This is a genomic window from Longimicrobiales bacterium, assembly GCA_035764935.1.
Classification (GTDB): domain Bacteria; phylum Gemmatimonadota; class Gemmatimonadetes; order Longimicrobiales; family RSA9; genus DASTYK01.
The window spans coordinates 1-25,413 of the sequence record DASTYK010000016.1; the positions used below are offsets into that span (position 1 = coordinate 1).

Below are 25,413 nucleotides of genomic sequence, written 5' to 3' on the forward strand. Positions count from 1 at the left end.
TCTTGAGCGGCGCGACGCGCACCTGGTTGCGGCCGTTTTCCTTGGCCTCGTACAGCGCCTCGTCGGCCGCGCGCACCAGGTCGTGCGGGCTGCCCGCGCACTCCGGGCAGGACGCGACGCCGATCGATGCGCGGATCGGGACCGCCCGTCCCTGCCACTGAAACGTCAGCTTCTCGATCGCCCGCCGCAGCCGCTCGGCCGCGTCCTGCGCATGGGGCCGGTCCGTCTCCGGCAGCAGCACCACGAACTCCTCGCCGCCGAAGCGGGCAGGTATGTCGTTGTCGCGCAGCTCGTGCTCGAGCGTGCGGGCAACGAGCTGCAGGACGGCGTCGCCGGCCTCATGGCCGTGGGTGTCGTTGATCTGCTTGAAGTGGTCGAGGTCGACCAGAAGCACCGAGAGGGGACGCTCGTAACGCTGGAAGCGTGCGCTCTCGGCATCCAGTGCGGCGTCAAAGGCGCGCCGGTTCCGCAGCTTCGTCAGCGGATCGCGCTCTGCCCGCTCGCGCGCCATTCCGTACTGGCGGGCGTGGTTGAGCACGAGCCCGAAGTACGGTGCGGCGGCGTCGACCAGCTCCATGCTGCCCTCGTCGAAGCGCGGGAACTCGCTCCGCCAGAGCGCCAGCAGTCCGACGACGCCGGTCGGGGTCTTGAGCGGCACGGTCACGAGAGCCCGCGGCGGATAGACCCAGCGCTCCTCGCGCGATGCGACGGGCGGCGCGTTGCGCGGGCGGTCCTCCCGGACGATACGACCTTCCGCACGCGCGGCGATCGCCATTTCGGAGTCGTTGGTCAGCAGGGTGCGGCCGGATTCCGGCCCGCCGTCGCTGCTGTCGCAGACCAGCACCCGTGAAGCGTCGCCGTCCCAGAGCGCGATCGCACCGCCGGTCGTGTCGACCAGGTTGCGGGCGGCCCGCAGCAGCTCCCGCGCGACCGCATCGAGGTCGGGCTCTGCGGGGATCTTGCGGAGCGCGCCCATCAGCCGGTCCAGCCGTCGCCGGTCGCCCACGGCGGCGAGCTGGAGCTCATGCGTGTCGAGCACGGAGCGCACGGTCACCGCAGCGGCGTCGAGGCGATCGGCGGGCGGTCGCGCCTGGTCGCTGGCGAACTCGTAGGTGAGCAGGGTGCCATCGGCTCCCTCCGTGCGCAGCCGCGTGGCAAGGACGAGAGCGTCGGCGGCAGCCCACGAAGGCGCTGGCTCGATCTGCATCTGCACGCCCTCCTCCCAGACCCACCCGAGCGGTGAGCCGCGGAGTGGTGCTGGCGCGCCCGGCAGCGGACCACTGGACGCTGCGACGGCGCGCGCCCGGTTGGCAGCGCGCTCGATGCGCCAGAGGATCACGCGGCGCGCCTGCACGCGACGGGCAAGGTCGACGAGCGCATGCTCGAGATCACGCAGGTGCGCGAGCGCGACGCCTTCCGGCGTGGGCCGCTCGCCGGAATCGGCCTCGGCGAGGATGCGATCGAGATGCGCGAGGCGGCGTGCGTCGCGCGTGGCACGCACGCGCAGCAGCTGCAGCGGCAGCCATGCGGCGGCAATCACCGCCGTCAGCGCTGCGATGTCGCGCCAGCCGAGTGTCGCGCGCACGAGCTCGGTCACGAGCAGGAGCAACGCGGCGCCCGCGAAGAACGCGAGCGCACGGCGGCGCTGGACGTCCAGCGTCGCATGGAAGAGCCAGACGGAAGCCAGGGGCAGCAGCGGGGACGCAAGCGCGCCGCTGGCCAGCAGCAGCACGTAGACGATCGCGCCACCGGCGAGAAGGCGAACGTCCGCCTGTTCGGGTTTTGCCGGCGTCATGGGTGTGGTGCGCTGACCTGAACGATTCGGGTCGCGGCGCAGGCGGCGCCGAACCCGTTGTCGATGTTCACGACCGTGATACCGGCGGCGCAGCTGTTCAGCATGCCGAGCAGCGCGGCGAGCCCGCCAAACGACGCGCCGTAGCCGACGCTGGTCGGCACGGCGATCACCGGTGCGCGCACCAGCCCGCCAACGACGGACGGCAGCGCCCCCTCCATGCCCGCGACCACGATCACGACGTCTGCCCGCTGCAGCACGTCTGACTCGTTCAGCAGGCGGTGCAGCCCGGCAACGCCCACGTCGTAGAGTCGCTCGACCGTGCTGCCAAACGCCGCCGCGGTGACTGCGGCCTCTTCCGCGACCGGAAGATCGCTCGTGCCCGCACTCGCGACGAGGATGGTCCGGTCCGAGGGTGCACCCGCGTTCGATGACGGCAGGTGCGCGATCCGGCCCAGCTCGTTGACTTCGACGTCCTGAAATGCGCCGCGCAGCGCATCCTGCGCCTCGCTGCTCAGGCGCGTCGCGAGAAAGCTGCCCCGCTCTGCCATGCGCCCGCAGATCTCGACGATCTGCCCCGTCGTCTTGCCCTCGCCGAAGACGACCTCCGGTACGCCATTACGTAACGCCCGGTGATGATCGAGGCGCGCGTACGCGTCCGGGCCGACCGCCTCCACGGGTGACCAGCTCATACGCTCCAGCGCCGACGCCGCATTCGTGCGACCGGCCGCTACGTCGTCGAGCAGTGCGCGCAGTTGTTCCCGGTTCATGTCCGTCCTGCGACCAGTGTAGCCGTTCTGCCGGCCCGCCGAACCGCTCCGGGCGGGACGCGTCCGGGCCGGGAAAAATTCCCCGTTCCCTGCTGCAGCGCCAGACGCCGATGCCCGGTGATTCGCTGTAATTCCTTGCGACGGTTCAAGATATAACCCGGCACGCAAACGGGCCAGCAGTTGCATACATCGGCAGGCGCACCGGAACGGTGGCAGTCGAGTCACTCAGCCCAGGAGAGTACCAGAATGCGTGTGAACCTCAGGCACCCCGCGCGATTCGCAGTCGCGCTCGCGTTCGGCGTCATCACCGCGTCCGCAGCAGCGGCCCAGGAGCCGACGCCGCAGCCGCAGCCCCAGCCGGCACCCGCGCCGGCCCCGCAGCCTGCCCCGGAGCCGCAGCCTGCGCCGGAGATTCCGGCACCCGAGAAGTGTGAAGTCGTGATCGACGGCGCGAGCGTTCCGGTCAACGCGGAGCCGGTCACCATCAAGGCTTCGTTCTCGCGTGATATCGGTCAGACGCTCAAGGCGCAGGTCGCGCCCGAGAGCGGAATCAGGATCGTCTCGGCCGAGCCGGATGCGGAGACGCCGCTGACGTTCTCGCTGACGCTCGACACGAGTGCCGCGAGCGCGGGCGACTGGGCGATCTCGCTCGAGGGCGAGGGTGGTGCCTGTGACGGAACGATCGCGGTGCTGCCGGCTTCGCCGCCGCCGTCGCGCTGACGTTCTCTACCACCGGGAGCACGGAGGACGCTGAGCGACGGAATCTCGCTCGGTGCCTCCGTTCTCAGGGATGCGAAACCGGCCGGCCGTGATTCACGGTCGGCCGGTTCGTTTCCAACCAGTGCGTTCGATGCGAGTGTTGCTTTCCTGAGTCGGCCCGGATGGACGGTGATCGCCGCGCGCGGCCGCGATCCGTCATCGTCTGGTCGTGTCCGCCGGTGTTCCCAGGTCGATGCTCTTCAGTGCCCGCAGCTCCTCCTGCAGTGCGCGCATCTGTGCTTCCCGTACGCGCAGCACCCGTTCAGCCTGACTCAGCGAGTCGCGCAGTGCGACGTTGCTGCCGGCAAGCTCCGCGTGCAGCGCCTCCTGCTCCGAGAGTCGCTGCTCGAGCGCGGCTATGCGGTCGCGCAGCTGGTTCAGCTCGGTCTCGACACGGACGCCATCGCGCTCCAGGCGGTTCGCGTTCTCGAGCAGGCTGAACAGGGCGACCGCCTCACGATGGTGGCTGCTGCCGGGGAACGTTGCCAGGAGATCGGCCAGCAGCTCGCGGGCGCGGGTGACGTCGTATGCCGGATGATCGGGGGTCGCGTATGCGAGTGCAGCGCGGTACAGGGCTCCGGGGTCGCGCCGCAGTGAGGGATCGGCGTCGAAGTAGCGGATCGCCTCATCATAGCGGCCGGCGTCGAAGGACCGCTGGAACGCGCTGGTGCATCCGGTGAGCGCGACGAAGCTGACGGCGAGAATCGCGAGGCTGCTGCGAACGCGCCGGTGCGTGTTGCGTGCCCGGGTGTGCATCATACCAGCACCTCCGCCGGGACAGGCTGTGGCGCTTCGGTGGCCGGCAGCCGCACTCGGAAGGCACTGCCGCCATCCTGACACGGCTCCACGCTGATCGTGCCGCCGTGCAGGTGGGCGATCTCGCGACAGATCGTGAGGCCCAGCCCGACGCCTCGTCCTGGCACGCTGCGCCCCTCCCTGGTCTGGAAGAAGCGTTCGAAGATGCGCTCGCGCTCTTCCTCCGGGATCCCCGGCCCCTGGTCGCGCACGGTGATCGCCACGTGTTCCTCCTCCGTGCGCACGTTCACGCCGATGGTCCCGCCTTCGGGCGAGAACTTGAGTGCGTTCTCGAGCAGATTGTCGAAGAGCTGACGAATGCGCTCGGCGTCGCACCGCACCATGGCGTCGGTGTCAGCGTCGACCAGGACCCGGATCCTGCGCTCGCGCCCGGCGACAGCGGCAGCATGCACCGCCGCGCGCGCGATCGAACCGACGTCGTGTGGCGCGAGGACGGCCGGTGTGCCTGCCTCGAGCGCCGACAGGTTGAGCAGCTTGGCGATCATTGCTGCGAGTCGCTCGCCGCTCTCGCGATTGAGCTGCAGCAGCGTCCGCTGCTGTGCGGTGAGCGGTGCTGCCACTTCGTCGAGAAGCACGTTCACGGTTTCACGCATCGAAGCGAGTGGAGTCTTCAGGTCGTGCGAGACCCGCGACAGGAACTCGCGCTGCATGCTGTCCAGCTCACCGAGCCTGCGGGTCATGGTATTGAAGTCACCCGCGAGCTGCGCGAACTCCGTCGTCGTCCCGAGCGGCAGCCGGTAGCCGAAGTCGCCGCGCGCAACGGCGCGCGTGCCGGCCTGCAGCGCGTTCAGCTCACGCGACATGGAGCGCACGAACAGGCCAGGCACGAGGATGCTGAGCAGCAGCGCAAGTGCTGCAGCGGCCCAGGAGACGCGCTCGGCCCGCGCCGCCGATGCTGCCGACGCCGCGAGCCGCTCCGCCAGCGCAGCCTGGGCGGCCGCTTCCAGGGACCCGGCGCGCTGGTAGAGCGCGGTGAAGTGCGGCGCGATCGCGGCCGCCGAATCCGCGAGAAACGAGGGCGCGATCTCCTCCTGGCGGAGCGGTTGCGTGCGGGACCGCAATTCCTGCCACGCCTCCCCCATGCGACCGAGCTCGCGACGCTCGCGCTCACCCAGGGGCAGTGCGGCGAGTCGCTCGAGCGACGTCGTGAACTCGGCACTCACCTGCTCGAACTTGCCGACGTATCCCGTGTCAGCGGTCACGACATACTTGCTGAGCGTCTCCTGCAGCTGGTCGAGACGCGCGACCTGCTCGGTGGCGCTCGCGTGCAGGCGTGCGGACGTTTCCGACAGCTCGCGCCCTGCCCGCACGCTTTCCCGGATCGTCCCCACATGGAAGACGAGCAGCCCGATCAGGATGGCAACGTGCACCGCGAACGCCGCCGCCAGGCGTGCGCCAACGCTCATCCGCCGCCTATGCATGGCCGTACGCCTTCAGCTTGTTGCGCACCGTCTTGACGTCGACGCCGAGCTCGCGGGCTGCCGCCGCCTTGTTGTTGCCGACGCGCGCGAGCGTTTCCAGGATCAGCGTACGCTCGGCTTCGGCGAGCGTGATGCCCGGTCGCAGCCGGATGCTGCCGTCGCCCGTGCCTCCGTTGCGCAGGTACGGCGGCAGGTGGCGCGGCTCGATCCAGCCGGAACGTGCGATGATCACCGCGCGCTCGATCACGTTGCGCAGCTCGCGAACGTTGCCCGGCCAAGGCGCACCCCGCAGCATCTCGAGCGCTTCGGCGCGCACACCATGCACGCTCGCGCCATGCTTGCTGTTGAACTCGCCGATGAAATACTGCGCGAGCAGCGGGATGTCGCTGTTCCGTTCACGCAGCGGCGGCAGGACGACGGAGAACACGTTGAGCCGGTAGAACAGGTCCTCCCGCAGGCTGCCCTCACGTACGGCCATCGCGGGATCCCGGTTGGTCGCAGCGATGACGCGCACGTCGAACGGTATCTCGCGCGCGCCGCCGATGCGCCGCGCACTGCCCTCCTCCAGCACACGCAGCAGCTTCGGCTGCAGGTGGATGGGCATCTCGGCGATCTCGTCGAGGAACAGTGTGCCGCCGGTCGCCATCTCGAAGCACCCCTCACGGGTGCGCGTCGCGCCGGTGAATGCACCCTGCTCGTGGCCGAACAGCTCGCTCTCCACCAGCTCGTCCGGAATCGCCGCCGCATTGAGGGCGAGGAACGGTCCGCGACGGCGCGTGCTCAGGTCGTGGATCGCCCGTGCGACGACTTCCTTTCCGGTGCCGCTCTCCCCCGTGATGATCGCAGACGCATCGCTGCCGGCGAGGAGATCGATGGTCGCGAGCACGTCACGCATCGGCCGGCTGCGTCCGATGACGCGGCCCGCGGCACCAGCATCGCCCAGCTGCGCCTCGAGCTGCCGCACCTCCTCCCGCTCGCGCAGCTCGATGGCCGTCGACTCGAGCAGCACGTGCAGCGTGGTGTAGTCGATCGGCTTGGTCAGGAAGTCCTGGGCGCCCGCCTTCATTGCTTCCACCGCCGCGTCGACGCCGGCGTGGGCCGTGATCAGGATCACGGGCAGCGCCGAATCCACCGCCTTCAACCGGCGGAGCAGGTCGATGCCGGAGGTCCCGGGCAGGACGACGTCCGTGACGACAACGTCTGGACGCCACTCGTCGATCCGCGCCTCGGCCTCCTCGACATCCTTGCCCGCGCGGACGTCGTAACCCCAGCCGCGCAGGCGGAGGAGGAGGACTTCGCGGAGGGCCGCCTCGTCGTCGACGATGAGGACACGTAGGGATTCCTGCGCCATTCGGGATTTCCTGCGCCTGCTGGTTGCGGAGTCAAACGATGGGGGTGTTGCAAGAATCAGTCACATGACGGATCTGCAACTGGCACATCACGTTAACACCAACGGCGGGATTGGGCGGCAGGTGGCGAAATCTACGCAGCGATTGCGGTCGTCGCCTCCAGGTAGCGCTCGAGGATCTCCTCGGCGTCGGCGAGGGTGCGGACCTGGAAGAGCTCTTCGCGGAGCTTGCGGCCGTCCGGCAGCCCCTTGGTGTACCACCCCAGGTGCTTGCGGAACTCCAGCATCGCCCTGGCCTCGTCCTGCTCGAACGCGATGGCGTTGCGGGCATGGTGGATGACGACGCGGAAGCGCTCGGCAGCGTCGGGCTCGGCGGGAATGGGGCGGCCGTCGAGGGCGGCGCGGGCCTCGCGGAAGATCCAGGGACGGCCGTGAGAGCCGCGGGCGATCATGATGCCGGCGCAGCCCGTATCCTCGCGCATGCGGCGCGCGTCCTCGCCCGACCAGACGTCCCCGTTACCGATCACGGGAATGTCGAGCGCCTCGACAACGGCGGCGATCTCCCGCCAGTCAGCCCGGCCGGAGTACATCTGCGTGCGGGACCGGGCGTGCAGCGTCAGCACCTCGGCGCCCGCGTCCTGGCAGCGCAGCGCGATGCCGACCGGGTCACGTGTGTCGTCGCTCCAGCCACTGCGGATCTTGACCGTGGTCGGGATCTCGATGGCGTCCGCGACGGCCCGGATGATCGCCTCGACGAGGTCCAGGTCGCGCAGGCAGCCGGACCCGCCGTTCCGCTTCACGACCTTCTTGACGGGGCAGCCGAAGTTGATGTCCAGGAAGTCGGGACGATACACCTCCTCGACGAGCGCCGCGGCCTCGGCCATCGCGCCCGGATCGGCACCGAAGATCTGCACGCCGATCGGTCGCTCTGCGTCATCGAAGCGCAGGTAGGCGTGCGTGCGCTCACTGCCGCGGCGCAGCCCCTCGGCGGAAACGAACTCGCTGACCACGACGTCGGCGCCGAAGCTGCGGCACAGGCGACGGAACGGTGCCTCGCTCACCCCGGCCTGTGGGGCGAGGTAGAGCGGGACCGCCCCTTCGCGGAGCCCCCGGAGAAGGTCGCTGAACATGCCGAAAATTAGCCGCAGACAGGAAATCGATCAATCCGCAAAGGGATGTTTTGCCCCTCATGGCACACGGGTTTATGTTCGTGCCCCGGCTCTTGCCGGCTGACACTTGCTCGACACGGGACGGACGACAATGGATCTGAGGGATTTTTTCGATAGGGACGCGATCAGCCTGAGTCTCAGGGCGGAGACCAAGGATGACGCGTTGCGGGAGCTCGTCTCGCTTCTCGGGCTGGAAGAGAAGAACGAGTCGATTCTCGTGAAGATGCTGAAACGAAGGGAGAATCTCGGCTCGACCGGGATCGGTCGCGGGATTGCCATTCCCCACTGCCGTTCACTGGTCGTCAACAAGCTGCGCGTCGCATTCGGCAGAAAGAATGGCGGCATCGACTTCAATGCCATCGACAGCCAGCCGGTGGAGTTCATCTTCCTGATCGTCGCACCGCCGCTCGAAGTGAACAACCAGTATCTGCCGGTGCTCGGTCGCCTCGCGCAGTTTGCCAAGGACCCGGAGAACGTGAAGGCACTGAAGACGGTGCAGACCCCCGAGGAGTTCCTCGCACTCCTGGAGCAGCAGGCTCAGGCCTGAGCCGCGCCGCTCCCGGCGGCAATGAACCGGCGGGCGTCACCCGAGCGTTCGGTGACGCCTGTCCGGTCCAGGTACTCCAGCAGCGGAATCAGGTGCTTCCGCGTCACCCCCCACACCTCCCGGAAATCAGCGGGCCCGACATCGCCACGGTCGGCCAGGGCGCTGCGTGCTCCGGCGATCCCGGCACGCAGCGCTTCGGTCCATACCCACCGTCCCGGCTCGATGGCGGTCAGCTCGCCGTGACGCGCCAGCAGCCGCAGCGCGGCGCCGCAGTCCGGATGGGAGGCGACCTCCCGTGGCAGCTCCCCTTCGGTTGGTGCGGCCATTCCGGCATCGCGGTAGATCGCGCCGAGGGCGTCCAGCAGTGCCTGGTGCGCGGAGGAGACCTGTGGCTGCCATCCCGCACGAGCGTAGAGTGCGCCGCTGACGCTCACGCGGCCGTGTCGCACGAGATCATCGATCGCGGCGTGCAGCAGCTCTGTGTGTGCGCGCGTGGGCAAAGCGCGTCGGAGCACGTCGCGTTCACAACCGGGTTCGAGCGGCTGCGCACGGTGCCATGTGTCGATCGCCTGCTCGATGCGCAGTCCGGCGTCCGTTAGCACGCTCCGCGCAAAGACGCGGGTGGCGGTCAGGCAGACGCTGTCGATTCCGGGCAGGGACGCGTCGATATCCGCCGGGGGCAGACCGGTCGTGATCGGCAGCGCGGCGCGCTCGGCACCCTCCCAGGATCGAAGCGATGCGCATGCGACGACCGCCGCGTCCGCTCCACCCGCGATCACGTCACCCAGGCGTGCCGCATCCTCCGCCGTCAGCCGACCACGCCGGGGCGCCGCAGGCTCCGCGACCAGTGCGCCCGCGATCGTGACGACCGGCGAGTCGCTGCGCACGACCACGCGGTCGCGGGCGCGTGCTACCAGCGGCCGCTCCAGGCGAAGCTGCGCCCACGCTGCTTCGCCGGGCACGAGCTGCGGGCTGCCCATCAGTGTCACGCGTGCCATTGCCTCGTCGGTCCCGAGGTGCACACGCACGCGAGTGCCGGGCTCGAGGGCGTGGGGCGCGTCCGGCAGCAGCGTGAGCAGCACGGTGAGAATGTCAGCCGCGCGCCACGCGTCTCCCTGGACCAGCACGTCGCCACGCACGACGTCGCTTCGCTCGATGCCCGCAAGAGCGAGGGCTGCCCGCTCCCCTGCACCGGCCGTTTCTGCAGCTGCACCGTGCGACTGGACGCCTCGCACGCGCACGTCGCGCGCGGCCGGCAGTAACCGGAGGCGCGCGTCACGCTGCACCGTTCCGCTCCACGCGGTGCCGGTCACGATCGTGCCGGTGCCGTGCACGGTGAACACGCGGTCGACGGGCATGCGGAACAGGTCGTCGCGCCTGCGCTCGCGCGCGCTGTGCGCGCTCCCGGCGAGCGCGTCACGGAGCTCGTCGAGGCCGAGCCCGGTCGTGCCCGCGACCGGTATCACGCGCGCCTCCGGCCACGGCGTCTGCTCGAGCAGCGAGCGCACGTCGTCGGCGGCAAGCTCGAGCCATTCCGGGTCGACCAGGTCGGTCTTGGTCAGTGCGACGACCAGTGCGCGCACGTCCAGCAGCGCCAGGATGGCCAGGTGCTCACGCGTCTGCGGCATCACGCCTTCGTCCGCGGCCACGACGAGCAGTGCGACATCCACGCCGGATGCACCCGCGAGCATGTTGCGCACGAAGGCTTCGTGGCCGGGCACGTCGACGACGCCGAAGTGCGTGCCGTCCGGCAGGTCCAGTGCGGCAAACCCGATATCCACCGTGATACCACGGCGCTTCTCCTCCGGCAGGCGGTCGGTGTCCGTGCCGGTGAGTGCGCGCACGAGCGTGGTCTTGCCGTGATCGATGTGGCCGGCCGTTCCGAGGATCAGGCGTTCCATGACGACCTTCACGCGCGACTGCTCACGGCGATGTCCCTCTCATGATTCCCGGTCGCGCGCTTCCAGGGTCTCGGCCAGGAATCCGAGCGAGCGGAGCGATCCGCCCTCGAGCACATGATGGTCCAGGTAGCGGGAAAGCAGCTTCCAGTGTCCGTCCGTCCGCGGCAGCGGCACGGCCGCGCCCTGGACAAGGGAGCGCAGTGCCGCGCGTGCTGCGGGGGGTACTGTGTGTCCCTGCACGACGCGTGCGCACTCCGTGCAGCGCACGCCGCCCGCCCCGTAATCGAAGCTGGCGCTCTCGTCGACGCCGAGGTCGCGGCCGCAGGACACACACTCGTCGAGCACCGGTGCAAAGCCCAGGAGCGACACGACGAACCACGCCTGCGCGAGCAGCACGGATTCGAGGACGTCGGGCTCCGCCTCGCGGATCCGGTGCAGTGCCTCGCGTACGGCCTCGAACAGCTCGGGCGCCGGCTCCTCGGACGCGGTGCGGATGACGATCTCGGCGATCAGCGATGCGCCGCCGAAGCGGAGCAGGTCGCGGCCGAGCGCCTGCTGGGACCGCTGCAGCTCGAAGCCACTGAGCGTCTGCAGCTCGCGGGAATCCTTGAGATAGAAACTCGCGGTGCCCTCGGTGAAGGGCTCGAGGATGCCGCCGAACCTGCTGCGCGGGCGCAGCGCCCCCTTCGCGATCACGGACTGGACGCCGTGCGTCCGCGTCAGCAGTCGGAGGATCTTGCTCGTCTCGCCGTAGGCGAACGCCTGCAGCACCAGGGCGTCCGCCGTCACCAGCGGCATACGTCAGCTCGCGCGCGTCAGCTGCTCGAGCAGCGCACGGCGCTCCGCCCAGTAGAGTGTGCTGTCTTCGACGTGACCGGCCGCGAGCTCCGCGTCGTGGGTCTCATCCAGCTCCGCGACCTGCGCGAGCAGGCGACGCCGTGTCGCCGGCGTGCGGTGCCGGGTGAGCATGTAGCCAGCGACCAGCGCAACGATCAGCAGGGGAATCACGAGGAAGAGCCAGCGGGCGTACGGGAACGGCTCCGCACTGCCGGGCATGGTCGGGCGGGCTGCCGGCTCACTGGCCGAGCCCATCAACGCACTCGCGGAGGTGCCCGGCACGCCCACCTGCACGGTGTACTGAACGCCGTCCGGGAGCGGCGGCTGGAACGGCGCACCGATGTAGAGCTCGCCCTGGTAGCGGGCGGCGACGAAATACGTCGCCGCGGCCGCACCTGCAGTGTCCTGCGACTCCAGCACGAACCGGCCTTCCGCGTCCGTGGTGTCCGTCGCGACCGTTGCGCCAGCCATGTTCGAGACGCGATGCAGCACGACGACCTGCCCGGCCATCGTTTCACCGGAAGGGCCGATCACACGGCCCGGAAGCGACACTGCGCCGGAAGTCTCCTGGGCCGCTGCCGGGTGCGCCAGCAGCAGCAGGGCCGCAGCGAAAAGAAATCGTGCACGCATCATGGGTTGAACCTGCCGAAGTCTTCCGGGTTCATGCGACGCAGATACTCGCGCAGCTCGTCCGGGCTGAGCGAGGCCGGTCCCTTCTCTTCTTCGGCGCCGCCGCCGGTGATGAAGTCCTCGCTCTCGTCGGACTGCTCCGCGATCTCGATGGACGTGTGCTCGAGCAGGTCGTCCGTCGTGAAGATCGAGGCCGACATGCGCAGCGCGATCGCAATCGAATCGGACGGGCGCGCATCCACGCTGATCACCTCTTCCCCTCGCTGGATGATGAGCTCCGCGTAGTAGGTGTTCTCGACCACCTTCGTGATCGTCACGCGACGCAGCTCGCCGCCCATGCCGCGCACCATGGATGCGAAGAGGTCGTGCGTGAGCGGCCGGGCGAACTTCATCCCCGCCAGCTCCATCGCGATCGCGCTCGCCTCCCCCGGACCGATCCAGATGGGGAGCACGCGCGCGCCATCCACCTCCTGCAGGATGACCACCGGCGTGTTCGACGTCCGGTCGAGCCCGAGACTCTGCACCTTCACCTCGATCATGCTGCCTCCTTCCAGGTGCTCACCCGCCGACGGCCGTACGCAGGTCGTTCATCCTGTCCGTGCGCTCCCACGGGAACAGGGTGATCGCCCGGCCGTTCGCGCGCGACTCCAGCGGCTCGCGGCCGAAGTGGCCGTAGGCGGCGGTGCGGCGATAGATCGGGTTCTGCAATGCCAGCGCCCGGATGATACCCCGCGGGGTGAAATCGAACACATCGCGGAGCGCCTTCGCGATCCGGTCGTCCGGCACGTCCGCGGTACCGAACGTATCGACGTGGACCATGACGGGATCGACGACGCCGATCGCGTAGGCGAGGCTGACCTCGCAGCGGCGTGCGAGTCCGGCCGCAACCACGTTCTTCGCGGCCCAGCGCGCCGCGTATGCGCCGGAGCGGTCGACCTTGGAGGGGTCCTTGCCGCTGAACGCGCCACCGCCGTGCGGCGCGGCGCCGCCGTACGTGTCGACGATGATCTTGCGACCGGTGAGCCCCGCATCGCCGTGCGGCCCGCCGACCACGAAGCGGCCGGTCGGATTCACGTGGATGATGCAGTTGGCCGGATCGAACAGCTCCTCCGGCAGCACGGGCGTGATCACCCGCTCGAGCACGGCAGCGCGCAGCTCTTCGAGGCCGACGTCGGGGGAGTGCTGCGTGCTGACGACGACGGTCTGCACGCGCACGGGTCGGTCGTCCTCGTATTCGAGCGTGACCTGTGCCTTGCCGTCCGGCCGCAGCCACGGGAGATCGCCCTCCTTGCGCGCGCTGGCGAGCCGCTGCGTCAGGCGGTGCGCGAACATGAGCGGTGCCGGCATCAGCTCCGGGGTCTCGTCCACCGCGTAGCCGAACATCATTCCCTGGTCGCCCGCACCACCGGGATCGACGCCCTGCGCGATGTCGGGCGACTGCTGCCCGATCGACACCAGCACGGCGCACGTTTCGCCGTCGATGCCGTAGCTGGAGTCGGTGTAGCCGATGGAGCGGATCGTGCCGCGCACGACCGCGGGGATGTCGACGTAGGTGCTGGTCGTGATCTCGCCGGCAACCAGGCACAGCCCTGTCGTGACGAGGACCTCGCACGCGACACGACCGTCCGGATCGTCGCTCAGGATCGCGTCCAGGATCGCGTCACTGGTCTGGTCGGCGATCTTGTCGGGGTGCCCTTCACTGACGCTCTCCGAGGTGAACAGACGACGCCTCAAATGCCCGCCTTTCTGCGTTGCTGAGGTATGTCCCGTCAGCCCGGTGCCGGAAGGTTCCAGCGCGCCGAGAACAGCGACAGGTCCAGGAATTGTGAGAAATGCCGTGTCAGGATCGTAACGACCTCGTGCGGCGTGGGCGCAAGCACTGCCGCCGCCGCCGCGGCCCGCGCCTCCGAGTAGGGCACGCTGCGAATCACCTTCTTGATCTCGGGCAGCGCGGATGCGCTCACACTGAACGACGTGATGCCGAGCCCGAGCATGAGGAACACGGCAAGCGGGTTGGCGGCGATCTCGCCACACACGCTCACCTCGATGCCGGCCTCACGCCCGGCGTCGGCGGTCATCCGCAGCAGCCGCAGCACACTGGGGTGGAACGGGTTGTAGCGCGGTGCGAGTCGCGCGTTGCCGCGGTCCACGGCGAGGGTGTACTGCACGAGGTCGTTCGTGCCGATCGAGAAGAAGTCGCAGTAGCGGGCGAGCTCGTGCGCCGTGAGTGCCGCGGCCGGTGTCTCGATCATGGCACCCAGCTTGTAGCCGGGATTGAAGCGGATCCCCTCGGCGCGAAGCCGGTCCGCCTCCTCGTCGAGCAGCTCGCGCGTGCGCTGGATCTCCTCGATCTCGTTGACGAGCGGGACCATGATGCGCACGTCGCCATGTGCGGTCGAGCGCAGCAGCGCACGCAACTGCACGCGGAACAGCTCGGGCAGATCGAGCAGCACGCGGATCGCACGCCAGCCGAGGAACGGGTTCTCCTCCGGCGGCATGTGCAGGAACGCCGGGAACTTGTCGCCGCCCAGGTCGAAGGTGCGGATGAACACGGCGTCGTCGGGAAAGACCTCCGTCACGTCACGGTAGCAGCGGTACTGCTCTTCCTCGTCCGGTGGCGAGCTGCGGCCCACGACGAAGAACTCCGTCCGGTACAGGCCGATCCCGCGTGCGCCGTGGGCGCGTACGGCTGCCGCTTCGCCGGGCAGGTCGATGTTGCCGCGCAGCACGACGTGCTGGTCGTCGGGCGTGACCGCCTGCAGATGCGCGAGCAGCACCAGCTCCTGCTCCCATTCGCGGATACGGAAGTCCCGCTCGCGGTACCGGTCGATCTCCTCCTGGTCCGGCGCGACCACGACGCGGCCTTCGCGGCCGTCCAGGATGATCTGCTGGTCGTTGTGCACGTTCTGCGAGAGATCGCCCAGGCTGACGACCGCCGGGAGCTGCAGCGAACGGGAGAGAATCGCGGAATGCGACGTCCGGGTGCCGGCATCCGTGCCGATACCGAGGATCCATTCGCGATCGAGCTGCACGGTGATCGACGGCGTGAGGTCTCGCGCGAGCAGAATCACCGGCTGCTCGAACCGGTCGAACGACAGCTCAACATCCTGGATGCCGAGCAGCCTGCGCGTGACACGGATCTGCACGTCGAGCAGGTCGTTCATCCGGTCCATGATCATCGGGTGCCCGCTGCGCGACCAGTCGGACTGGTACTCGAGCATGCGCAGCTCGAACGCGCGCGCAGCGCCCAGGTGATTCTCGCGGATGTACGAGACGGTGCCCTCTACGAGGTCGGGATCGTCGAGCATCAGGATCTGTGGCTCGAAGATCTGCGCCTCGACCGTGCCCAGCTTCTCCGCCGTCTGCGCCTGGATCGAGCGCAGGCGCTCGCGAGCCCACTCGCGCGCATCGTGGAAGCGTGCGATCTCATGCTCCATCTGATCCGCGCTTACCGTCACATGCGGCACACGCGGCGGCTCCCAGCGCAGCACATACGCGGGGCCGATCACGATGCCGGGTGATGCCGGAATGCCGTCGCGGATCAACGTCACTCTTCTATTCCTCGCCGAATCGGCCCTCGACGAGCTGAACCAGCTCGCTCAGGGCGGCTTCCGAATCCGTGCCGGATGCGCGGATCGTGATTTCGCTGCCGTATTCCGCTGCCAGCATCATCATGCCCATGATGCTCTTGCCGTTCACCTCGAGACCGTCCTTGCGCACGAGCACGTCCGCCTCGTACTGGCTCGCCGTCTTGACGAACTCGGCGGCCGGACGGGCGTGGAGTCCGAGCCTGTTCTGTATGCGCACGGTGCGCTCCACGCCGTTTGCGGACGCGGTCATGACCACCACCTCACGAAGAGTCCTACGAGTACGAAGACAACCAGCACGAGCACGACCGGTGTGCGCACCGCACTGCCGAACCGAAGGCCGAGCAGCAGCCCGACAGCGGCGACCGCCGCGGCGATGGCCGGATGCGGCAGCGCCAGCGTGCGGCCTCCGGCCGCCAGCGGCACGAGCACACCGAGCAGGAACGCGCCCGTCGTCGCGATGCGCCGCTGGACTTCGGCGACCCATGGCTGCCGGAGCTTTTCGGCCACCCCCATCCCGTGGGCCCAGCCGAGCCGGAACGAGTAGATGCGCGCCGCCACGTGCCCTGCATTGTACGCGATGAGGAACGCGCCGCACACCACCCACCACGGCATCCCGACGAGCAGCAGCAGCAGCGCGAGCAGCGCACACACCGGCCGCCAGCCCGCCCAGATCAGCTGGTCGCCGAGGGAGCCGAGGGAGCCCCGGACCGCTGCCTTGAATCGATCGATCAGGCGCGGGTCGGCCCCGTCCGCTTCCAGGCGCGCGACGGCACCCGCCGCGATGCCGACCAGGTACGGGTGGCAGTTGAATACGCCGCTGTGGCGCGCGATGGCGTCCCGCAGCCGGTCCCTGTCGCGGCCGTAGAGCTCGCGCAGCACGGGCAGCATCACGTACGCGAAGCCCGCGCCCATCAGCGTGCGGTAGTTCCAGGTCGCCTGGACCGAGAACGAGCGCAGCAGCATCGCGGCGCGCGTCGAACGTACCGGCTCGCTCATGCGATCAGCGAAAGCAGTGTTCCGCACAGCAGCCCGAACAGGAAAATTCGTTTGCGCTCCTGCCAGCCTCCGAACACACTCAGCGCCGCAGCCAGCAGTGTCGTAGTCGCGACCGCGATGGCACTCCGAACGACCGGTTCGGGCAGCGACCAGAACGGCGCGAACGCGAGCAGCAGCGCGGCCCCTGCCAGTGCGCCCACCAGCGTCACGACCGCACCGCGTGCGAAGTCGAGCGCGAGCGCGAGCACGTGTCGGCGCTCGATCAGGCGGCCCGGCTCCGCGACCGTGGCCGCGTCCACGATCAGTCGCTCGTTGGCCCGGCGCAGCAGTACCACGGAGCCGCCCGCAATGCGCTCCCATGCCAGCGCAAAGACGCCGGCGAGAAAGAGCGCCGGCACGTCCAGCGCGGGCGTCGCAAACAGGTACGCAGCGACGCCGCTCACGTTGGCGGTCCCTGCCTCGGGGTAGCGTGCAGCGCCGATGGGGAGCGTCGCCAGGTGGAACACTTCCAGGAGCGCACCCAGCATGACCCCCTCCGCCGGTCGCCCGAACAGCAGGCCGGTCAGTGCACCCGCGACGATCGGGCGCGAGATCATGATCTGCGGGAAGGCCGTGGAGTCCAGGCCGATGACGCCTGCCAGCAGCGCGATCTGGAGCCAGATCATTCGCCGACGGGGCCGAGCAGGTGCGCGAGATCGACGCGCCGCGCGCCGGGAACGTCGCGCGCGCTGACGTCGACGCCGCTGTCCGCGAGGTGCTGGAGCGCAGCACGCTCGGCGTCGCTCAGGAAGACGTAGGGCAGCACGCGTCGCCGGCCGGCGGAGTGATGCAGGCCGCCGACGTTCACCTCGGTTCCGCGCAGGACGCCTCCCTCAGCCAGTCGGCTCATCGCGTCGACGGTGCGCGTCAGCACCACGGTGCGCAGCCGGTCCGCCTGCCACCCGGGCACGAGCGCACGGCTCTCCTCGATGGTGTGGAACTCGGCACGGATCTCGTCCGGCAGTCCGAGCGCGTAGAGCTCCTGCTCCCACTCCGATGCGGCGATCTCGTCGTCGACGATGACGATCCGGTCAGGGTGCAGCATCGCGCCCCAGCCGACGACGACCTGGCCGTGAATCAACCGCTCGTCAATGCGCAGCAGAACGATCGGCATCGCGCGATACCAGCTCCGGACTGCAGCCGATGGAGGAGCGCCCCTTGTCGAGCAGCAGCTGCAGCAGCGTCTCGACCGGCTGTGTACGCTGCATCACGAACGTGAGCAGGATGGCCAGGTTGACCCCGGCCAGGACGTGCAGATCCGTGCGATCCCGAAGCAGGCGATGCGCGACCATGCCGCAGCTCCCGCTCTTCAGGTCCGTGAACAGGATCGCCGGCCCGTCTTCGAGATAGTCGCGGACTCTCTCGGCGAGTGCGTCAGGACCGAGGCCGGAATTGCTGATGGCGCGCAGCCCGCCCTCGGTTCCGGTGATGCGCCGCACCGCGTCGATCAGCCCGTCCGCGAGGCTGCCGTGGGCGATCACGATGCCCTGCACCGCCCTGACCTCATTCATAATCCTGCTCCAGGTACTCGCGCACACTTGCCATTGCCGCGTCCTCGCGCCCGGCAACGCCTCGCTGCATCCGTTCGATCAGCCGCTCGTTGAACTCGCGCGCGGTGTCATGCCCCGAGTAGCGCAGCAGCAGGTTCATCGCGACGACTTCCGTGATCACCGTGATGTTCTTGCCCGCGTTCAGCGGCACCGTCACGGTCGGCAGGGACACGCCCAGGATGTCCGTGGTCATGCCGTCCAGGCCGGTGCGCTCGTACGCCTCCCTGCGGTCCCAGTCAACCAGCTTGACCACGACCTCGATCCGCTTCTGCTGGCGTATCGCGCGGATGCCGAACAGCCGGCGGATATCGATCAGGCCGATGCCGCGGATCTCCATGTGATGATGGTGGAAATCCAGGCCGCGGCCGATCAGTACGTCATTGCCGCGCTTGGTCACCTGAACGATGTCGTCCGCAACCAGGCGGTGCCCCCTCTCGACGAGGTCCAGCACACACTCGCTCTTGCCGATGCCGCTGCGCCCGACGAACAGGAGGCCGACACCGTAAACGTCGGCCATGGAGCCGTGCATCGTCGTCCGCGGTGCGAATGCATCGTCGAGCCAGGGTTGCAGCCGCCGGTAGAACTCCCCCGTCTTGAGCTTGGAGCGAAGAACGGGAACGCGCGCCGCATCGGCAAGCTCGATCAGCATCCCGGGCACCTGCTGATTCTTGGTGACGATCACGGCCGGGATCGCGAGACGCAGCAGCCGCTCGACCGCCTCGCGTCGCAGTTCCTCGTCCACCGAGCGCAGGTAGCGGACCTCCGTTTCACCGAGTACCTGCAGGCGACCGCGCGGAAACCGCTCGCTGAAGCCGGTCAGCGCCAGCCCCGGACTCGACACCGTGGCCGACGCGATGGGGCGGTCCAGGTCGGCTGCCTTGGTGAGCAGCTCGAGCTGGAGGTACTGCGACTTGATGCGCAGCAGGTCCCCGACCGTGACGGCCGGCGCGGTCGCCTCACTCATGTCAGCTCGTCTGCATCGCCTCGGCTGCCGGAGCGGCCCGCCGGTCACGGGTGCGGCCACGACGCCGCCGAAGCTGACGCTCCAGGCGCTCTGCGGCGCGGTCCAGCGCACTGCGGAAGGACTCCGCCTCCCCGTGCGAGTGCAGCTGAACGCCGCCCGGGACCGTCATGCGGATCTCAGCATGCTTGAACGCGTTTTCTGCGCTGAACAGGATCTCTGCCGCGGATGCACGCGGCTCGATGCGGGCGACCCGGTCCACGCGCCTGCGCGCGAGGTCGCGGGTGCTGTCGGTAATCGTGCAGTGTCGGGCAGAGATGCGAACGTCCATGAGCCCTCCTTCGCTGCAGATGTCCGGCGCCGCCCACTGCGGCGCTCACGGTGCCTGCCTGTCGAGAACCGAGGTCAGGTGCCGCTCGGTCTCTTCCGCCGCGCGATCCCAGGTGTGCCGCTCCGCGAAGCGTCGTGCGCCCGTGCCCAGCCGCGCGCGCAGCTCGCCGTCGCGCAACAGCAGCGCGAGGCGCTCGGCCAGTGCGCTGACATCCCCGTGCGGAACGAGAAAGCCCGTTTCGCCGTCGACCACCGAATCGCGCAGACCCGGAGCGTCGCTCGCCACCGTCGGCGTCCCGCACGCGGCCGCTTCCAGGTTGCTGATACCCCAGCCCTCCTTCGGCGACGTCAGCACGTGCACCCACGCGCCCCGGAACAGCTCGAGCTTCCGCTGCTCATCCACGAACCCGAGCATGTCGACCCGCTCCTGCAGGTGCAGCTCGTCGCGCAGCCGCTCCAGCTCCGGCGCCGCATCACCTCGGCCGGCGATCAGCAGGCGCGCTGCCACACCGCGGTCGCGCAGCAGCGCGACCGCGCGGATGATCAGGTCCACGCGCTTGTAGCGCTTCAGCCGCCCGAGGTAGAGCAGTGTCGGCTCGTCGAACCGCGTCCCTGCAGGGTGGGGCGTCAGTGCCTCCACGTCCACCCCATTCGGGATCACCTGGATGTGGTCGCGCCGGAAGCCGCGCCGCACCATGTCCTCGGCCGTGCTTTGGGAGACCGCTTCCACCGGCAGGTGGCGGTAGAACAGGGGCAGCGGTCGCTCGAGCAGCCAGGTCGCGGCAGCAAACGGCAGGGACGCCTCCTGGAACGCGGTGCTACCGAAGAGGTGATGCACAAGCAGCACCACGGGTGCCTGTGCCCAGACGGGCGCAAAGACCGGGACCTTGTTCAGGTCCTCGATCACCAGGTCGTGAGCCTGCCGCGCCAGCGTGCGCCGGTAGTAGCCGCGCACCCCCAGCGGGAATGTATGCCGGCCGCCAACCCGGTGCACGTCCATGCCATCAACCGTTTCGCGCCCGGGGGCGCCAGGCCAGCCGGATACGAGCAGGTGCACCTCGTGTCCCCGGGCGGCCAGGCGGCCGAACACCTCGTGCAGGTGCGTTTCCGCGCCGCCGCCCTGCGGGTTCAGCCGGTCCTGCCAGTTGACGACGAGCAGTCTCAGTGCCGCACTCCTCCGCCCGCACCCGCGCGCCGCTGCTCCCGGCGCAGCGCGTCCAGCACGCCATTGACGAAGCGGACGCTTTCCTCGTTGCCGTACTTCTCGGCCAGCAGCAGCGCCTCGCTGATCGCGACCCGCGCCGGCACGTCCTCCTGCAGCATCAGCTCGGCTGCGCCGATGCGCAGAATGTTGCGGTCGATCACGGAGAGCCGCTCCAGCCGCCAGTTGGTGAGCGCACCGTCCAGCGCGCGGTCGATTTCCGGCAGGTGCTCGTCGAGCAGGCCGATCAGCTCCCGCAGGTATGGCCGCTTGGCTGGTGCAACGCTGCGCGTCTCATAGAACTCGGTGAGCACGTCACGCACGCTCGCGCTGCGCCGCGATTCCCACGCGTACAGCACCTGCAGCGCCCAGGAGCGCGCACCGCGCCGCTCACGCATCCGTGCCCCCGATCCGCGCGTACAGGTCGGCCATCTCGAGCGCCGTCAGTGCTGCCTCCCATCCCTTGTTGCCGGCCTTGCCGCCGGCACGTGCCATCGCCTGCGCCGTGTCGTCCGTCGTCAGCACCCCGAACGCAACCGGAACGCCGTGGTCCAGCGCGTTGCGCAGCAGGCCGTTGGTTGCGCCGCTCGCGACGAAGTCGAAGTGCGGCGTGTCACCGCGGATCACGCAGCCGAGCGCGATCACGGCGTCGAATCCGCCTGCGCGCAGGATGCGGTCCGCTGCAAGCGGCAGCTCCCACGCGCCGGGGACGCTGTACACCACGACATCGTCCGCCGCGACATCGTGCTGCTCGAGGCACGCCTGCGCGCCCGCGAGCAGCCGGTCGGTCACCAGCTCGTTGAACCGGCTCACCACGATCGCAAAGCGACGTCCCTTCCCCTGCATGCTTCCCACGATCCGCGTCACGTCTGCTCCTCGATCGGCGACGGCACCCGCTCCACCGGTGCGGCATCCGGCGGAATGTGGCCCAGCTTGTCGCGCTTGGTGCGCAGGTATCCGAGGTTGTGCTCGCTCGGCTTCGCGTAGATCGGCTCGCGCCCGGTGATGCGCAGGCCGTAGCCCTCGAGGCCCACGATCTTGCGCGGGTTGTTGGTCAGCAGCCGGATCGACCGCAGTCCCAGGTCGAGCAGGATCTGCGCCCCGATACCATAGTCGCGCAGATCCGGCTTGAACCCCAGTGACTCGTTCGCCTGCACCGTGTCCTGCCCCTCGTCCTGCAGCGCATAGGCGCGGATCTTGTTCGCGAGCCCGATCCCGCGCCCCTCCTGCCGCAGGTAGACGATCGCGCCCTCGCCCTGCTCGTCGATGCGTCGCATCGCCGCGTGCAGCTGCTCGCCGCAGTCGCAGCGCATGGAGTGGAACACGTCGCCGGTCAGGCACTCCGAGTGCATGCGCACCAGCACGTTCTTCCGCCCCGCGATGTCGCCCTTCACGAGCGCGACGTGCTCCCGCCGGTCGACCTGGTTTTCGTACGCGATGACGCGGAACTCGCCGTACGGCGTGGGCAGCGATGCCTCCGCGATCCGCTTGACCAGCCGCTCGTGCTGCAGGCGGTACGCCACGATCTGCGCCACCGTGATGAACGTCAGCTCGTGCTCCCGGGCAAACGTTTCGAGCGCTTCGCGCCGCGCCATCGTGCCGTCATCGTTCAGGATCTCGCAGATCACGCCGGCCGGCGGCAGTCCTGCGAGGCGGGCCAGGTCCACTGATGCCTCCGTCTGCCCGACGCGGCGCAGCACGCCGCCCGGCACCGCGCGCAGCGGGAAGACGTGACCGGGACGACGCAGGTCCGACGGACGCGTCGCCGGATCGACCAGCAGCTGGATCGTCTTGGCGCGGTCGAATGCGCTGATCCCGGTCGTGACGCCGAAACGTGGCGCGGCATCCACCGAGACGGTGAATGCCGTGCCCATGTAGTCCTGGTTGTGATCCGTCATGGGCGGCAGGCCGAGCGCATCGGCCCGGTCGGCCGTGATCGCGCAGCAGATCAGCCCGCGCCCATGCGTGGCCATGAAATTGATCGTCTCCGGTGAAATCATGGACGCGGCCGCGACGAGGTCCCCCTCGTTCTCGCGGTCCTCGTCGTCCGCCACGATGACGAGTCGTCCCTCACGGATATCCCGGATCGCGTCCTCGACGCGTCCCAGCTTCATTCTCGTATCTCTCCCGGCAATGCCGCGCCCCGCCGGTCGAGCAGGTGCGCAACGAATTTGCCGATCATGTCACCTTCGAGGTTTACCCGGTCGCCTTCCCGCAGGTGCCGCAGGTTGGTGTGCTCCCAGGTGTAGGGTATCAGCGCGACCTGCGCCACGTCGTCCGCAGGCAGCGCATTCACGGTCAGGCTCACGCCGCTGATCGCGATCGAGCCGTGCAGCACGGTGACCGCCGCCACGTCCTGTGGCAGTGCGACGTCCAGCAGCACGTGCTCGCCCTGCCGCTCGATTGCGCGCACCGTTCCGACACCGTCGACGTGCCCCTGCACGAGGTGGCCGCCGAGGCGCTCGCCCAGTGCGAGCGCGCGCTCGAGGTTCACCTCGTCGCCCTGCGCAAGATCGCCGATCGTGGTGCGCGACAGCGTCGTACCGATCGCCGCGACCTCGAAGCCGCTGGCATCGTGACGCGTGACTGTCAGGCACACCCCGTCGACGGCGATCGAATCGCCGTCACGCACGTTTTCCAGCACGCTGCGCGCGGCGATCCGGAGTGCGCGGCCGTTGGCGACCTCCGAGACGCGCTCGATCCTGCCGACTTCCTCGACGATACCCGTGAACACGTCAGCCTTTCAACCGGTCGTAGACCAGCTCCACGTCGTTGCCGTACGCCCGCTCGCGCACCAGTCGCCACTCGTCCGGCAACGGCGCGGCGAGCGGAAACGCCGGAGTGCCCTGCGCGCCCAGGAACCGCGGCGCCACGAACAGGTGCAGCCGGTTCACGAGCCCGCGCGAAAGCAGCTCGGCCGCTACCACGCCGCCTCCCTCGCACAGCAGCGCGTGCACGCCCGCAGCGTGCAGCTCCCCCAGCACAGTACCCACGTCGACGCGACCGTTACGCTCGACGACGCGCCGCACGCGCACCCCTGCGCTTTCGAGCGCGGCTACCGCGTCGTCGGGTGCCCTGCTCGTGCAGAACACCGCCACGGGCGCCTCGTGGGCGGTACGGACCAGCCTGCTCCCGGGGTCGAGCGACGCGCCCGAGTCGATCACCACGCGCAGCGGCGGCGTGCGCGGCTGCGGCGTGCCTCGCGCAGTAAGCAGCGGGTCGTCGGCGCGGGCGGTACCTGCGCCGATGAGGATGGCATCGAATCCCGCGCGCAACGACTGCACGGCCGCGTTCGCCGCGGCGCCGGTGATCGCCGTACGCTCGCCGGCACGGGCGCTCAATCGCCCGTCCAGCGAGATCGCCAGCTTGAGGGCAGTGAACGTGGTGTTCTGTTCGTGGCGGTGGAAGAAAGCAGCGTTCAACGCGCGCGCCGCGTCCTCCTCCACTCCCGTCACCACTTCGATGCCCGCGGCCCGCAGCCGGTCGATGCCGCCGCGTGCAACCGGGTTCGGGTCGAGTGCCGCGACGACCACGCGACCGACACCGGACCGCACCACGGCATCCGTGCACGGCGGCGTCCGCCCATGATGGTTGCACGGCTCCAGCGAGACGTACAGCGTCGCACCGCGTGCCCGCTCGCCCGCGCCGTCGAGCGCCGCAACCTCCGCGTGCGGCCCGCCATACTCGGCGTGCCATCCCTCCGCGATGACTTCACCGCCCTGGACGAGCACCGCACCGACCATGGGGTTGGGTCGCGTGCGGGCCCAGCCGCGCTCCGCGAGCGCGAGGGCTCGCCTCATCCATGCGGCATCGACCGCGGGATCAGAACGTGAGGCGGAGCCCAAGGCTGCCGTACCAGCCGTCCTTCTCGAGGAGATCCGTTGCGCCCGGGCCGCTGAAGCCGTCGGCGCCCTGCTGCCAGCCCACCTCGCCGACCAGGCTGACGATCACGACGGTGAACGCCACGTTGCCGAACGCGGTGAGCCGCTTCGCGCTGTAGTCGTCGTTGCGGATCGAGCGCGTGCCGTCGGTTGCCGGATCATCGGTGACGTAGCGCAGCAGCGCGTTGCTGGAGTACCAGTCGTAGCCGGCGCCGGCAGTCGCCGAGAACAGCAGGAACCGCTTGCCGATCGTCGCCCGCGCGCTCCACGCGCTCAGGTCCTCGAGCGCGAAGTGGCCTTCCGTGTCCACGACCTCGGGATCGCCGAACGAAACGTCGCCCAGGCTCCGGTACATGCCCGTCACGCTGATGCCGGGCACCGTGAACGACTCGCGCAGGATCCCGACCTGCGCGCCGAGCGCCCAGGTCGTGACACCATCCTCGAAGCCGTCGTCGCCCGGAAGCAGCACGCGGCCGAGACTGACCAGCCCGTCGATGGAGCCGAAACCGCCCACTGTCGGAAACAGTGAGAGCCCCTGGTAGATGCCGACCGCACCGTCGACGGCAACGACCGGAACCCATGCATCCACTTCGTCACCGTTGCGGGCGGCCGTGGCCGGCAGTCGCACCTTGCCGACATTCACGCGCGGTGTGATCGCGATGCGCGGAAAGCTGCCGATGCGCATGCCGAGCGTGCTGGACGTGCCGAGCGCCGGATTGCCCGCCGTGGCCGCAATGCCGGCGCGCGCCTGGGTGATCTCGATCGCCTGCGCGATCGTGTTGCAGAAGTCGAGCTCTGCGGCGGGCACGTCCCGCTCGCACAGCGTCATCATGCTCTGCGCATGTGCATTCCTGGTCGGCGCCGCCAGCGCGAGC

Annotated in this window: 28 protein-coding genes; 2 read left to right on the top strand and 26 right to left on the bottom strand. The window is 69.3% G+C overall.

The features are described 5' to 3' along the window. Together VFU06_00935 and larB are read right to left on the bottom strand one after the other, a co-directional pair. On the bottom strand, positions 1-1,795 hold a 1,795-nt coding region (locus VFU06_00935; protein ID HEU5207945.1), incomplete at its 3' end, for a GGDEF domain-containing protein. Further along, the gene (gene larB, locus VFU06_00940) at positions 1,792-2,562 is read right to left on the bottom strand and encodes a nickel pincer cofactor biosynthesis protein LarB (GenBank protein HEU5207946.1); all 771 of its coding nucleotides are present in this window, start codon (positions 2,560-2,562) and stop codon (positions 1,792-1,794) included. The genes VFU06_00935 and larB, both read right to left, overlap by 4 nt. Positions 2,563-2,808: 246 nt before the next feature. Here larB and VFU06_00945 point away from each other — a divergent pair, with 246 nt between their 5' ends. Continuing rightward, the gene (locus tag VFU06_00945) at positions 2,809-3,282 is read left to right on the top strand and encodes a hypothetical protein (protein HEU5207947.1); all 474 of its coding nucleotides are present in this window, start codon (positions 2,809-2,811) and stop codon (positions 3,280-3,282) included. A gap of 195 nt (positions 3,283-3,477) precedes the next feature. On the opposite strand, the gene VFU06_00950 is transcribed toward VFU06_00945, so the two are convergent. From VFU06_00950 to dusB, 4 genes are all read right to left on the bottom strand, one after another. Continuing rightward, positions 3,478-4,080, bottom strand: a complete 603-nt coding sequence (locus VFU06_00950; GenBank protein HEU5207948.1) for a hypothetical protein — start codon at positions 4,078-4,080, stop codon at positions 3,478-3,480. Further along, entirely contained in the window at positions 4,077-5,543 is a 1,467-nt protein-coding gene (locus tag VFU06_00955; protein ID HEU5207949.1) for a HAMP domain-containing sensor histidine kinase, read from the bottom strand. The genes VFU06_00950 and VFU06_00955 overlap by 4 nt, the downstream gene beginning before the upstream one ends. A gap of 7 nt (positions 5,544-5,550) precedes the next feature. Further along, on the bottom strand, positions 5,551-6,909 hold the full coding sequence (locus VFU06_00960) for a sigma-54 dependent transcriptional regulator (GenBank protein ID HEU5207950.1): 1,359 nt from the start codon (positions 6,907-6,909) through the stop codon (positions 5,551-5,553). A gap of 131 nt (positions 6,910-7,040) precedes the next feature. Continuing rightward, positions 7,041-8,036, bottom strand: coding sequence for a tRNA dihydrouridine synthase DusB (gene dusB / locus VFU06_00965; GenBank protein HEU5207951.1), 996 nt, complete (start codon positions 8,034-8,036; stop codon positions 7,041-7,043). 130 nt (positions 8,037-8,166) lie between these two features. On the opposite strand from dusB, the gene VFU06_00970 reads away from it, so the two are divergent. Beyond that, a complete protein-coding gene (locus tag VFU06_00970) occupies positions 8,167-8,622 on the top strand; it encodes a PTS sugar transporter subunit IIA (protein ID HEU5207952.1) in 456 nt (151 codons plus the stop codon). Here the strand turns inward: VFU06_00970 and selB are convergent. The 20 genes from selB to VFU06_01070 all read right to left on the bottom strand — a co-directional run. After that, complete coding sequence (selB, locus tag VFU06_00975; GenBank protein ID HEU5207953.1) at positions 8,613-10,523, bottom strand: selenocysteine-specific translation elongation factor; 1,911 nt, start codon at positions 10,521-10,523, stop codon at positions 8,613-8,615. The two genes, VFU06_00970 and selB, sit on opposite strands and share 10 nt — an antisense overlap. Before the next feature lie 39 nt (positions 10,524-10,562). Next, positions 10,563-11,321, bottom strand: coding sequence for a DNA repair protein RecO (recO, locus tag VFU06_00980; protein HEU5207954.1), 759 nt, complete (start codon positions 11,319-11,321; stop codon positions 10,563-10,565). Between the two features lie 3 nt (positions 11,322-11,324). Beyond that, positions 11,325-11,993 (bottom strand): carboxypeptidase-like regulatory domain-containing protein, encoded by a 669-nt coding sequence (locus VFU06_00985; GenBank protein HEU5207955.1) that lies wholly within the window; start codon positions 11,991-11,993, stop codon positions 11,325-11,327. Continuing rightward, complete coding sequence (locus tag VFU06_00990) at positions 11,990-12,529, bottom strand: bifunctional nuclease family protein (protein HEU5207956.1); 540 nt, start codon at positions 12,527-12,529, stop codon at positions 11,990-11,992. Before VFU06_00990 ends, VFU06_00985 begins: the two co-directional genes overlap by 4 nt. A 19-nt stretch (positions 12,530-12,548) precedes the next feature. Beyond that, positions 12,549-13,724 carry a methionine adenosyltransferase gene (metK, locus tag VFU06_00995; protein HEU5207957.1) on the bottom strand — a complete coding sequence of 392 codons (1,176 nt, stop codon included), beginning with the start codon at positions 13,722-13,724 and terminating at the stop codon, positions 12,549-12,551. Between the two features lie 35 nt (positions 13,725-13,759). Then, complete coding sequence (gene ptsP, locus VFU06_01000) at positions 13,760-15,541, bottom strand: phosphoenolpyruvate--protein phosphotransferase (GenBank protein HEU5207958.1); 1,782 nt, start codon at positions 15,539-15,541, stop codon at positions 13,760-13,762. A gap of 4 nt (positions 15,542-15,545) precedes the next feature. Next, positions 15,546-15,830 carry an HPr family phosphocarrier protein gene (locus tag VFU06_01005; GenBank protein HEU5207959.1) on the bottom strand — a complete coding sequence of 95 codons (285 nt, stop codon included), beginning with the start codon at positions 15,828-15,830 and terminating at the stop codon, positions 15,546-15,548. Beyond that, positions 15,827-16,576 carry a PTS system mannose/fructose/sorbose family transporter subunit IID gene (locus VFU06_01010; protein ID HEU5207960.1) on the bottom strand — a complete coding sequence of 250 codons (750 nt, stop codon included), beginning with the start codon at positions 16,574-16,576 and terminating at the stop codon, positions 15,827-15,829. Before VFU06_01010 ends, VFU06_01005 begins: the two co-directional genes overlap by 4 nt. Next, complete coding sequence (locus tag VFU06_01015) at positions 16,573-17,241, bottom strand: PTS sugar transporter subunit IIC (GenBank protein HEU5207961.1); 669 nt, start codon at positions 17,239-17,241, stop codon at positions 16,573-16,575. The genes VFU06_01010 and VFU06_01015 overlap by 4 nt, the downstream gene beginning before the upstream one ends. After that, positions 17,238-17,729 (bottom strand): PTS sugar transporter subunit IIB, encoded by a 492-nt coding sequence (locus VFU06_01020; GenBank protein ID HEU5207962.1) that lies wholly within the window; start codon positions 17,727-17,729, stop codon positions 17,238-17,240. Before VFU06_01020 ends, VFU06_01015 begins: the two co-directional genes overlap by 4 nt. After that, positions 17,704-18,126 (bottom strand): hypothetical protein, encoded by a 423-nt coding sequence (locus VFU06_01025; GenBank protein HEU5207963.1) that lies wholly within the window; start codon positions 18,124-18,126, stop codon positions 17,704-17,706. Before VFU06_01025 ends, VFU06_01020 begins: the two co-directional genes overlap by 26 nt. After that, positions 18,119-19,129 (bottom strand): HPr(Ser) kinase/phosphatase, encoded by a 1,011-nt coding sequence (gene hprK, locus VFU06_01030; GenBank protein ID HEU5207964.1) that lies wholly within the window; start codon positions 19,127-19,129, stop codon positions 18,119-18,121. Before hprK ends, VFU06_01025 begins: the two co-directional genes overlap by 8 nt. 1 nt (position 19,130) lies before the next feature. Then, positions 19,131-19,457 carry a ribosome-associated translation inhibitor RaiA gene (raiA, locus tag VFU06_01035; protein HEU5207965.1) on the bottom strand — a complete coding sequence of 109 codons (327 nt, stop codon included), beginning with the start codon at positions 19,455-19,457 and terminating at the stop codon, positions 19,131-19,133. A 45-nt stretch (positions 19,458-19,502) separates the two neighbouring features. Continuing rightward, on the bottom strand, positions 19,503-20,621 hold the full coding sequence (locus VFU06_01040; GenBank protein ID HEU5207966.1) for a glycosyltransferase family 4 protein: 1,119 nt from the start codon (positions 20,619-20,621) through the stop codon (positions 19,503-19,505). Next, positions 20,618-21,055 carry a transcription antitermination factor NusB gene (nusB, locus tag VFU06_01045; protein HEU5207967.1) on the bottom strand — a complete coding sequence of 146 codons (438 nt, stop codon included), beginning with the start codon at positions 21,053-21,055 and terminating at the stop codon, positions 20,618-20,620. The genes VFU06_01040 and nusB overlap by 4 nt, the downstream gene beginning before the upstream one ends. After that, positions 21,048-21,524, bottom strand: a complete 477-nt coding sequence (gene ribH, locus VFU06_01050) for a 6,7-dimethyl-8-ribityllumazine synthase (GenBank protein ID HEU5207968.1) — start codon at positions 21,522-21,524, stop codon at positions 21,048-21,050. The genes nusB and ribH overlap by 8 nt, the downstream gene beginning before the upstream one ends. Continuing rightward, on the bottom strand, positions 21,521-22,771 hold the full coding sequence (locus VFU06_01055) for a bifunctional 3,4-dihydroxy-2-butanone-4-phosphate synthase/GTP cyclohydrolase II (protein ID HEU5207969.1): 1,251 nt from the start codon (positions 22,769-22,771) through the stop codon (positions 21,521-21,523). The genes ribH and VFU06_01055 overlap by 4 nt, the downstream gene beginning before the upstream one ends. Then, positions 22,768-23,391 (bottom strand): riboflavin synthase, encoded by a 624-nt coding sequence (locus tag VFU06_01060; protein HEU5207970.1) that lies wholly within the window; start codon positions 23,389-23,391, stop codon positions 22,768-22,770. The genes VFU06_01055 and VFU06_01060 overlap by 4 nt, the downstream gene beginning before the upstream one ends. A 1-nt stretch (position 23,392) precedes the next feature. After that, complete coding sequence (ribD, locus tag VFU06_01065; GenBank protein HEU5207971.1) at positions 23,393-24,457, bottom strand: bifunctional diaminohydroxyphosphoribosylaminopyrimidine deaminase/5-amino-6-(5-phosphoribosylamino)uracil reductase RibD; 1,065 nt, start codon at positions 24,455-24,457, stop codon at positions 23,393-23,395. Between the two features lie 22 nt (positions 24,458-24,479). Then, on the bottom strand, positions 24,480-25,413 hold a 934-nt coding region (locus VFU06_01070), incomplete at its 5' end, for a hypothetical protein (GenBank protein HEU5207972.1).